This window comes from Syntrophorhabdaceae bacterium, assembly GCA_035541755.1.
In the GTDB taxonomy this organism is placed as follows: domain Bacteria; phylum Desulfobacterota; class Syntrophorhabdia; order Syntrophorhabdales; family Syntrophorhabdaceae; genus PNOF01.
In genome coordinates, this window is the sequence record DATKMQ010000013.1 from 1 (window position 1) to 8,043 (window position 8,043).

Genomic DNA, 8,043 nt, shown 5'->3' on the forward strand with positions numbered 1-8,043 from the left:
CTTCCCGACGCGATGTGCCTAATGCTCCTCATAGATGCCATACTTGGGGAAAAGCATTCCGGTAACGTAGCCTTCAATTGCACCCCTTACTCTTATGTCCGGCTCTCCAATCCATCGAGCCCAACAGCATGCTTTTATGAATTCCTTTGCCTCGTGCAAAGACCCACATTCGCCGGACTTGATGAGGTATTTCTTTAAACGTGCGTTCGTGAGAGGTCCCATCAAGTGGTTCTTGTATAGCCGCTGCCTCAAATTCTTGCTTCTGCCCACGTAATAGGGGACATGTTTTCCATCGAGTTTTGCAGTTATGACATAAACACCGGAAACCGCAGGGATGGTAGACGGCGTCAGTTTTGAAAAAGGGAACGGAGCAGCAGAAAGCAGTTGGTGGTAGGCATCTTGAAGATACTGAAGCCATTGATTGTCAGGCGTCTGGATTTTCATAGTGGTATTTTGACGTTAGCTGATGATATATCAATACAACTACTTTCATAAGCAAAATGTTCAACATACGCTGACCACCCGCGCGAACGGGTCGACTCAATCAAATTTTTATACCAGCTTATTTTTTAGGTTTTTCGGTGCTTCCCCCAGATTGTGAGCCTTGAGTACCGGGTTGTTTGTTAGAAGAGCCAGGCTTGACCGGTTGCATATCAGGAATGGTAGCGGCTTTTTTCTGGACTGCGCTGCTGACCTTGGTGATAGGTTTTTTAGTATTTCTTTCCATAATTCACCCTCCTTTAAGGTTGAGCGAAACAAAGCAAATTGTGGTCACAATGCCGGCGATGAAGAGTACCCCTGACGCCCAGTTTAGGAACTCGGTCCAAGTCTTGGGCCGGTTCTTTTTCCTCAAATATCGCTCTTTTTTATCAAGATAATACTTTTCGGCATATCTTAGTTGCCTTTTTATTGCGAAGTGACTCAGAATGTACGACAAGAGAGTGGAAACGATAGAAAGTCCGAATACCCACCAGGAAGCCTTGAGTAGGAAGAGGCACTGGGATTTATCCAAAGGCACTATGTCTTTGATAAATGCCAAGGAAATGGCCAAGACGCCTGTAGACAGAGTGAGGATTGCATTATCGTACTTCTCTGTATTCGATAAGTCTCGAGTAAGTAAGTCTTCTCTCGTCTTTTCGTAGATCCTCGTTCTCTCCGCCTCATCGTTCCCGTTTGTCACTGCGCGTCTCCTCGTCAGGACCTAGCAATTAATACAGCAACTGGCGATTCTTCTATTTTTTTTTAATATTATATCGTTGCATTCTAAGAAATACAACATAGAAAATATCCATTGTTACCATTTGGAGGGGAATTTTTGCAAAATCGGCCAGAATCAGCATTGTAAGCCAGTAGGAAGTCTTTGTCCAATCACACCTGTCGGGTTTCCGTACGTAGTGATCCTTTATAGTGTGGTACGGCCGATTATTGAACTTTTCCGATCGCAAACCACATCAATGTTTAGTAGCTTCTATTTCGGTGTACAAACCATCACAAAAGCTGTATTTTCTCTCTTCTTTGTCAATCAAGCTCCCCGGTTGAGCCAATTCCGTGCGTCTATAGCCTGTTATCGCTTGTATCGTAAAGCTCCGGATGGACTATCTCCTGCCGCGATATGCGTTTTTCGGCAGTGGATCTTTCAGGGGACGGATCAAACCATCTTCCTTCTTCCCTCAGCGGGCTCGCAACTTGCTCAGAAACAAAAGGCTCATTATACCGGATAACAGGAGAATGCCGATGCCGAATCCGTATGAGGCCGTTACCAGCAAATAGATACCAAACACGGATGCAGCGAAAAGAACGATGCCTATTGCGGACGCCGGAAACAGACCCATAGTCTTCTTCTCGGTGGCATGGTCCGTCTGAACTGATCTCTGCATGTGCTTCTTGAACCGATTGTAGTACCCGGATAGAACGCTGACAAAAATTATAATGGACGCGAGGATCCACACCCCTGGATCTACCGGTACACGCAGGGCATCGCTGAGAAAGTATGCGCCAAGAATACACAGAACACACGTCATCGCGACTATTATAATCTCTACAGCGAGGCCCATCGTTTTTCTCGTCGTCATCTATTCACCTGAAAATATCATTATACTTTCATCGAACTCCATAGACCGTGGTTTGATTAACTACCAGCAAACTTGCAGCCGTCACGGCTGTCCCTCATGTCGGACCAGTACTTTGCTACAATCACGAGCATCATCGTGCGAACCTTCTTTCGTCTGTTGATGGGCCAATGGCGGAGCTGCATACCTTGTCCACTCGGCCGTCGGCGACAGGGCGGCCGGGTCCTGTTTAACCGTAACCTGCAGATCAAGCTTCGTAATCGTATTAGTTCGGTAATCCATCAGCGGGTCGTTCTTGAGTCGTAGACCGAATTCCACATGTTTTATTGCGAGCGTCAACTCCATGCCGCGTAGTCTGAAATGCCGTATCCTTCCATACTCGGGGTAACGAGCGCAATTCGGCTGCAGAAGGCCCCAAAGAAACTCTCCACGAGTGTCTTGAGGACCCTGCTGCTTCGGAGCAGTGGACAGCAGGTTGTCATATGAAAGTGCAGGAAATTCATCACTAAACTTGTACCTCTCTGTGTCCGGCTGTTCTGTCCGTAATCGGCAATCAAAATCGGGACCGTACGTATACTCCCAGGAAAAGTAATGCCCCAAGTGACAGTCGAGTAGGTACGCAATCTTTTTGTTCACCGTGAGGATTTCACACATCTGATGAGTCTCAAAAGGATAGGAGAAATGAAGAACAGTCTCTCTCGCGTAAATCGGATTAACGTCAGGCCATTTTCTTGACTCATCTCCCAGCACAATTGACGGGAGTATAATAGTCACGGCTGCGAGAAGAACGATCATAAACGTTTTCATAAATCCCTCCTCAGTAAACGCCATTAACCGTTTTTTCGGCTGTCGATTGCAAGGCGTCATTCGGAGCCTTATTTCCTTCAACTATAAGCCCTGCAAGTCTCTTAAATGATCTGTAGAGAATAAAGAAAAATAGCCATGTCATGAACGGAACCGTAATATACAGGAAATAGACGAAATACGTCTTGAGCTCGGTAATATCACGAGATGTGCGGGGGAAAGCACTTTCGACTGATAACACGGCTGTTGCTATTATAAGTAATACTATGACGGCAAAGACTTTCAAGCCTGCAGGAAAATATAGAATAAAGAGTCTCGATACAAAATCCTGATCATCAGCAGACCTATTTACTAACATAGCATTTTCTCACTCCTATGCACGTTATTACCGTGGCCAGTACGGCGGGTACCAGCGAAAAAAATGTGGTGAAGGGAGGAGCGGCAGGTCCGAAAGTCGGCACTATGAGGTGAATGAGTAAAGGGAATTCCCCAGACAATGCCCCGATCGCAAGATACAGAATTACATATTTAGTCTTCTGCCAAGAATCAACACTTCCAGAAACAAGGGCTTTTTCCAGTTTATCGGAAGAGAACAGTATCATTTGCCGGACCAACTCACTGACCGGGCTCCTGGCCAGGAATAACGGGCTCTAACGAACGATCAACGATAAGCAGGTAAATTGACGACCCAATCACAAAGTAGTCAGTTCCTTCGCATAGTATGGTCGATGTTCTCGGGTTCTTTTCATCTACCGGCTTCCACTGGATTTCTTGTTGCTTATTGTGATCGGTCGGCCTGGTGCACTCTCCAAGCATGTCTCGAAGGATAACTTCGGCAATTCGGTCAAGTGCCCGTGCTGTAGCCTTCCTGAATATGGCTCCGTTGTTGCCTGTCCAGCCACCACTACCCGAGAACGCCCGCGTTTCGTCACGGCTGCAATAGTGCTTGAAGTGCATGCCGCCCCATTCATCTTTAAAACTCGCAACAACTTCGATCCACAACCAGGCATGTGCGTCGTCCCATACATGGAAGGTGGCATACGGAAGCAAGGAAATATCTTCCAGTTTTTCGGACCTGGTGACGGAGAATGTGTATCGGGAGGCATATGGCTCCCGAGATGCGTTGCGTAGGAAGGCCTCATAAAGTTCTGAATCAAACTTCACCATGAGGCTTGATTTTGTGTCCGCTGAGCTTGTTCCGGTGTCCGGTGGGCTCGATTCTGTGTCTGGCACGTTTGATTTTGCGTCTAGTACTGTTGTGCTCTGTGTTGCCTGAACTGCCGCATACACCGCCACACCGCCAAGACCAAAGAGTACGGGGAGCATAATGGCCGCATTGGAATCATGCGACACAAGAACTTGGCTGTCACCAAGACGCTCCGCCACCACAGGGACGAGAGGTGAGTTCGCGGATACTGAGACCTTCACGGTGTCTTTGTACGTAGGATAAACTACGAGAGGAGCACAACCGTTGAGCACAAATGTTGTTATAAATGCAGCGAGAAGTAAAGACTTGAACATATTATACTCCCCCGTTTCTATAATGAATGTTCTTTCCGCGCATTCCTTCGTCCATCAATCGGATAGACGAAAGCCTTTTCTATTCGTATGGTTATTATCATACAGGCCATATCTAAAAATGGCAATGAAAATATGCAACAATTGCGGCTTGAAAGCGTTTACTCCAGGAAATAAGGGCAAAATAAGGACTTCAGTCAAAAAGGGAGAGTTGTTTCCCGCCCCTCAAATCCATCCGTGTCCGACATGAACTGGAGACCAAGGTCGTTCAACGATCCATTGAAACAGCTCCGGGATCATGGTATACCCGATTTTTCGGCAGGACCTTCCGAGCTTCGGGTTTTTTGACCGGAGTGATCCTTTTCATGGGGGAGTTATCGATAAGATGCCTCCCTCGTCAAGCTCAAAAGGATCTTCTACTTCTCCTCCGGGGGTCTTTCAGCCAAACCAACTCCGCAAACATGGCTGGTCCCGGAGGCTTTTTTTATCTCATGTGATCCCAGAGATGGGTATCCGTATGATTCAGATCATATACGGGGAGTATAGCGGTGTGTATAGTACATAAAAATACACACGTGCCTCTATACCTCCGGGTCTGGATACAAATCTACCCCCCCAATACGACTTTTGTCCGGTCCGGAGGTTCTCTCTTCAAGAAATATACGGGGTCTGAGGCATAAACCGGATATGTTCAGTCCACCCCTTCTTTTTGGTTTGCCTTGAGAGTGCCTCAACGGACATGTCCAGAAGCTCGCAACAACCCGTTGCGAACCAATTGCGAAGCCGTTCCCTGATAAGCAATAAACGATGACACCCCCCCCCACGCGATCCTTCCTTCTTGTCCCTCTCCAGGCCGCCAGTGTATAATGATCCATGTCTAAAATTATCCTCTGTGTGGATATGGACGCCTTCTTTGCCTCCGTAGAGCAAAAGGATAATCCTCTCTTAAGAGGTAAGCCCATTGCCGTAACCGGCGCCGGGGAGCGGACCGTCATCACGACCTCTTCCTACGAGGCACGAGCCTATGGCGTAAAAACAGGCATGACACCTGCGAAAGCCAAGAAGCTCTGCCCGCACATTATCTTCGTTGTGGGTAACTTCACAAAGTACGGTGAGGTCTGTGCCCGGTTAGAGGAGATCTGCGAGCGGTTCACCCCTGATGTGGAAACATACTCCATCGATGAGATGTTTCTCGATATCACGAAGTCCCATCACTTATTCGGGGGCCCGATAGAGCTCGCGAGAACCATCAAGAAGACAGTCAAGCAAGAGCTCGGCATAACCTGTACCATAGGGATTGGCCCCAATGTGCCGATCGCCAAGCTTGCAAGCGATATTGCAAAGCCGGATGGTCTCAGATGGATTGACACAGAGGAAGTCCCCTCCGTCCTCGATACGCTCCCCGTAAGAAAGCTCTGGGGTATCGGCTCTCATACGGAAGAGAAGCTCTCCTTAATGGGTATCACGACCTGCGGGGAGTTAGGTGCTCACCCCCTGTCTCTTCTCACAAAAAGGTTTGGGGTACTGGGCGCGCATCTTAAGGCCTTGGGTCAAGGAATACTCGAGCGCCCCATAGAGGCCACCACCCCTGATCCCAAGTCCATAGGACACAGCAGGACCTTCTCTCATGACATATGGAAGCGACAAGACATCGAACGGGAGATCCTCCGCTTAAGTGAGATGGTTGGCCGGCGAGCACGAAAATATGGCTTTCAGGGCAGAAAGATCACCCTCACCATACGGTACAACGATTTCAAGACGTTCTCCAAACAGACTACCTTGTCCGATCATACGAACGATACCCGCACTATTTACAAAGCGGCCCTTTCTATCCTCGATAACGTACGTCTCCGCACGAGCGTACGGCTCCTCGGGGTTACCCTCTCATCCTTCGGGAGCACCATCCAGTCCTCACTCTTCGGTGAGTCTAACTCTAAGCACCGGGAAGACCTGCTCCACGCGATGGACACGGTAAACGAGAAGTTCGGTGACCGGAAGATCACTTGGGCGTCTACCGCCACCGAGGAAGAGACTCATGGGGTGATCTCCCCTTCGTGGCGTCCCTCCGGTGTGAGAAAGAGCGATACGTGAAGATGACCTGCCCCATTTAACCGCCCGAGTCTCTCCGTTAGACTTTGGGCCGAGTTTTGTGTATACTGCTTGTAATCACCAAAACAAGAATATCTCTTTTATGAAAGACGGAGGTTCTCTATGACTCAGAGGAAGATCACCATGAAACACGACAAGCGCATAGCGCTTGTGGCGCACGACAACAAGAAGCGTGATTTGATCGAATGGGCGGAATACAATCGGGTGCTTTTGGCCCATCACAAGATATTTGCTACCGGAACCACAGGACAGATGTTGGAACGGGAGTTTGGTTTCGAAGTGAATAAACTCCAGAGCGGACCACTGGGCGGTGATCAGCAAATCGGGGCGAAGATAGCCGATGGAGAGATAGATTTCCTTATCTTCTTCTGGGACCCGCTTGAGCCGCACCCACACGATCCGGATGTCAAGGCTCTCTTGCGTATGGCGGTTGTCTGGAACATCCCCATCGCCTGCAACCGAGCCTCCGCTGATTTCATGATCTCCTCTCCGCTCATGGATAGCGACTACGACCGGCTCGTGCCCGATTACGATGTATACCGCACCCGGAAAATAGAAGGCAACAATAGGTGAGCTATACAGTTGAATCAGGACTTTCTACAATTTCTTATTCGGTGTTTCCTGATGGAGCATCAACGGAAAGAAGAGATTTTGGTAATGGGCTGTCTACAACATAATCAGGCTGGAAATCGGTTAACAACTTCTCATGGGGCAGCGTATCCATACGAATTATTCTGGACGGGCGTTTCAATCCTGAGGCCGCGGGACGTCCCGATAGAGCTTTACCCTTCAACGACTATGATACAGTTTTGGGTACCAAACTCATTGGAACGACGCATTATATTCATAGGATCATCACACCAGACTCCGTCCACCACAAAACGGTACTCGTGCTCTCCTGGTTCTACGTATAGACTGCAGCTCCACGTGCCATCCTCGTCTTGGACGAGCGGATTGGCCATGGGATTCCACTCATTGAAGCACCCAACTACAAAGACCTGCGATGCTTGGGGCGCTCTGAGCGTAAATGTTGTTCCCGGTTTTCTTCGGAGATGTGTTGTGTCCTTTTGCTGTGTTTTCTTCACCCCAGGTCTTTCTGGTGACTTGGCACGGACTGCCTTCGTCTTCACAGTTTTTGCCGACCTATTGACCTGTGTGGCTTTCCCGGTCTTCTTCTTTCCTTGGTCCTTCTTTGCCATGTCGAACTCCTTTCCTCTGAAATGGAGAACTGGTGCAATCTATTCTATTTAACACCAATATAAGTACGGCTTGATGGCGCGTCAACGATGCTCGAAACGTCGGGCTGGACTGCCCCAATAATGAAAACCATGAATGCTTCCGAATAAGCAGAGGATGCCCTATGGTCTCAGGAAGATCTATTCTGTAAATTAATGGAGCAGAGGACAGGTATACTGGACATATAAGCACAATTATACAGAATAACCTTGACATGTCTGTAAATCAGTGCGATAATGTACAGTATGACTACGCAAACAGGAACCAAATTACAGTACCTCACGAGCTCTTTTCCCAAAGGGTTGGT

General features: G+C 48.3%; 10 protein-coding genes. 2 read left to right on the forward strand and 8 right to left on the reverse strand.

The genetic code is table 11. The annotated features are described in order from the left end of the window. Window positions 1-18: 18 nt before the first annotated feature. The 7 genes from VMT62_01015 to VMT62_01045 form a co-directional block, all read right to left on the reverse strand. A complete protein-coding gene (locus VMT62_01015) occupies window positions 19-444 on the reverse strand; it encodes a GIY-YIG nuclease family protein (GenBank protein ID HVN94985.1) in 426 nt (141 codons plus the stop codon). Window positions 445-562: 118 nt separating this feature from the next. Next, window positions 563-727, reverse strand: coding sequence for a hypothetical protein (locus VMT62_01020; protein ID HVN94986.1), 165 nt, complete (start codon window positions 725-727; stop codon window positions 563-565). A gap of 3 nt (window positions 728-730) precedes the next feature. After that, window positions 731-1,180 carry a hypothetical protein gene (locus VMT62_01025; protein ID HVN94987.1) on the reverse strand — a complete coding sequence of 150 codons (450 nt, stop codon included), beginning with the start codon at window positions 1,178-1,180 and terminating at the stop codon, window positions 731-733. A 490-nt stretch (window positions 1,181-1,670) separates the two neighbouring features. Continuing rightward, window positions 1,671-2,072, reverse strand: coding sequence for a hypothetical protein (locus VMT62_01030; protein HVN94988.1), 402 nt, complete (start codon window positions 2,070-2,072; stop codon window positions 1,671-1,673). Window positions 2,073-2,153: 81 nt separating this feature from the next. Continuing rightward, window positions 2,154-2,876, reverse strand: a complete 723-nt coding sequence (locus VMT62_01035; GenBank protein HVN94989.1) for a hypothetical protein — start codon at window positions 2,874-2,876, stop codon at window positions 2,154-2,156. 10 nt (window positions 2,877-2,886) lie between these two features. After that, the gene (locus tag VMT62_01040) at window positions 2,887-3,231 is read right to left on the reverse strand and encodes a hypothetical protein (protein HVN94990.1); all 345 of its coding nucleotides are present in this window, start codon (window positions 3,229-3,231) and stop codon (window positions 2,887-2,889) included. Window positions 3,232-3,488: 257 nt separating this feature from the next. After that, window positions 3,489-4,394: a hypothetical protein gene (locus VMT62_01045; GenBank protein ID HVN94991.1), complete on the reverse strand. Its 906-nt coding sequence runs from the start codon at window positions 4,392-4,394 to the stop codon at window positions 3,489-3,491. 870 nt (window positions 4,395-5,264) lie between these two features. On the opposite strand from VMT62_01045, the gene dinB reads away from it, so the two are divergent. Together dinB and VMT62_01055 are read left to right on the forward strand one after the other, a co-directional pair. Then, window positions 5,265-6,482, forward strand: a complete 1,218-nt coding sequence (dinB, locus tag VMT62_01050) for a DNA polymerase IV (GenBank protein HVN94992.1) — start codon at window positions 5,265-5,267, stop codon at window positions 6,480-6,482. A gap of 120 nt (window positions 6,483-6,602) precedes the next feature. Next, complete coding sequence (locus tag VMT62_01055) at window positions 6,603-7,073, forward strand: methylglyoxal synthase (protein ID HVN94993.1); 471 nt, start codon at window positions 6,603-6,605, stop codon at window positions 7,071-7,073. Window positions 7,074-7,282: 209 nt separating this feature from the next. Here the strand turns inward: VMT62_01055 and VMT62_01060 are convergent, their stop codons facing one another. Further along, window positions 7,283-7,699 carry an isoamylase early set domain-containing protein gene (locus tag VMT62_01060; GenBank protein HVN94994.1) on the reverse strand — a complete coding sequence of 139 codons (417 nt, stop codon included), beginning with the start codon at window positions 7,697-7,699 and terminating at the stop codon, window positions 7,283-7,285. Between the last annotated feature and the right edge of the window lie 344 nt (window positions 7,700-8,043).

Coding starts and splice junctions, on each gene's coding strand:
- VMT62_01015 (HVN94985.1), bottom strand. CDS start 444: ATGAAAATCCAGACGCCTGACAATCAATGGCTTCAGTATCTTCAAGAT.
- VMT62_01020 (HVN94986.1), bottom strand. CDS start 727: ATGGAAAGAAATACTAAAAAACCTATCACCAAGGTCAGCAGCGCAGTC.
- VMT62_01030 (HVN94988.1), bottom strand. CDS start 2,072: ATGACGACGAGAAAAACGATGGGCCTCGCTGTAGAGATTATAATAGTC.
- VMT62_01035 (HVN94989.1), bottom strand. CDS start 2,876: ATGAAAACGTTTATGATCGTTCTTCTCGCAGCCGTGACTATTATACTC.
- VMT62_01040 (HVN94990.1), bottom strand. CDS start 3,231: ATGTTAGTAAATAGGTCTGCTGATGATCAGGATTTTGTATCGAGACTC.
- VMT62_01045 (HVN94991.1), bottom strand. CDS start 4,394: ATGTTCAAGTCTTTACTTCTCGCTGCATTTATAACAACATTTGTGCTC.
- dinB (HVN94992.1), top strand. CDS start 5,265: ATGTCTAAAATTATCCTCTGTGTGGATATGGACGCCTTCTTTGCCTCC.
- VMT62_01055 (HVN94993.1), top strand. CDS start 6,603: ATGACTCAGAGGAAGATCACCATGAAACACGACAAGCGCATAGCGCTT.
- VMT62_01060 (HVN94994.1), bottom strand. CDS start 7,699: ATGGCAAAGAAGGACCAAGGAAAGAAGAAGACCGGGAAAGCCACACAG.